2 protein-coding genes are annotated in these 1,552 nt (G+C 72.9%); both read right to left on the minus strand.

Going from position 1 to position 1,552, the window contains the following annotated elements:
• The coding region (locus tag MXD58_RS27295; RefSeq protein ID WP_250610864.1) for a hypothetical protein at positions 1–438 on the minus strand (438 nt) is incomplete at its 3' end.
• Positions 439–789: 351 nt separating this feature from the next.
• Positions 790–1,371 (minus strand): heme-binding beta-barrel domain-containing protein, encoded by a 582-nt coding sequence (locus tag MXD58_RS27300; RefSeq protein ID WP_248837638.1) that lies wholly within the window; start codon positions 1,369–1,371, stop codon positions 790–792.
• Positions 1,372–1,552: the final 181 nt, after the last annotated feature.

Here is a 1,552-nt window from a genome sequence, read left to right on the forward strand (position 1 = left end):
GGTCGGCGCCCACCTGCGTGCCCCCGGCGAACGGGGGTGGCGGAACACCGCGGCGTGGTCGGCGTCCAGGGCCGCCGGCGTCAGCTCCTCGGGACGAGGCGCCGGCCGGGTGAGACTGAGGCGACGCAGCAGCGGGCCGACGTGCTCCGGGCGCAGCCGGGCGACGTCGACGCCATCGAGGAAGCCGGGGGCCGGGGGCAGCCGGCGCAGGCCGAACAGATCGGCGCCGAGCCAGCCGGCGAGTGCGCGTTCGCCGTCCCCGGTGTGCAACTGCTCCCCGAGCAGCCGCCGCAGCCAGGCCAGCATGGCGGCCTCGGGCACCGGAGGCACCCAGCGCGGCGGGTCCGGGACGCCGGCGCGCCACATCCGCTCGAACAACGCCTGACCGTCCCGCGGGCTGTCCTGCCGCGCCTGGGACCCGACCAGATCGGTTGGCACACCGCATGATCCCACGGCCCAGCCCGGCCGGACCTGGCGACGCCCCGGTCGCCAGGGGTCGGGCGGCCGGGGCGTGGCGGGCCAGGCCCAGTCGGGTCAGATCCGATCGGATCCGGTCCGATCGGGTCCGGTCAGCTCAGGTCAGGTCAGGTCCGGTCAGCTCCGGTCATGTCCGGTCAGGTCCGGTCAGGTCCGGTCCGGTCAGGTCCGGTCCGGTCAGGTCCGGTCCGGTCCGGTCCGGTCAGGTCCGGTCCGGTCAGGTCCGGTCCGGTCGGCTCAGGCCCAGTCGGCTCAGACCCAGTCGGGTCGGAGCCGGTCAGCTCAGACCCGGTCGGGTCAGACCCGGTCGGGTCAGGCGTCGGCTACGCGGCGCAGGACGTTGCGGTCGGTGTGGATGACCGGCTCGGCCGGGACGCGGCCGTGGGTGATGACGGTCTTCTCGTCGTAGCCCCAGCTGCCATCGGGGTAGACCGTGATCGCCACCTCGTACAGGGTGGTGTTCGCCGCCTTCGCCAGGTAGGGGTTGGACAGGATGCCGTAGGTGGTGGAGCCCAGCTCGGCGCGCATGGTGTAGCTGGTCGCGTCAACGGTGGTCTCGCCGCCGGCGATGAGGGTCTGCCCGCGCGGCACCATGAACGAGCGCATCACGTGGCCCAGCTCGGCGTCCCACAGCCAGTAGCCGACCTCGGTGTGGAACGGGTTCTCCTCCTTGACCTCGGTGCGCCAGGCGGCCATCCGGTAGTCCAGGCCCCACAGGTGCTGGGAGCCGTTGTCGACGGGCCCGAACGGCTTGAGGCTGATCTTCTCCCGGTAGGGAGTGGTGATCATCGAGCCTTCGACGTTACCGAAGGCGATGTCGATGCCCTGGGCGCCTTCCCACTCGCCGGCCAGAGCCGCGAGCGGGCCCCACTCGGAACCAACCTTCTCGGTCAACGCCGGATCCTCCTTGCAGTGGCGGACAAACTCCTGCGACGACACCCAACAGCAACGGCGGTCGTCTGACGACAGTCAGCACCGAAAGGTGCGAGGAACGGAACGAAGCTCACATCCGGGCCGGGGGGGGGGGGGGGGGGGGGGGGGGGGGGGGGGGGGGGGGGGGGGGGCGCCCGCGCGG

It is taken from the genome of Frankia sp. AgKG'84/4 (assembly GCF_023242965.2).
In the GTDB taxonomy this organism is placed as follows: Bacteria; Actinomycetota; Actinomycetes; order Frankiales; family Frankiaceae; genus Frankia.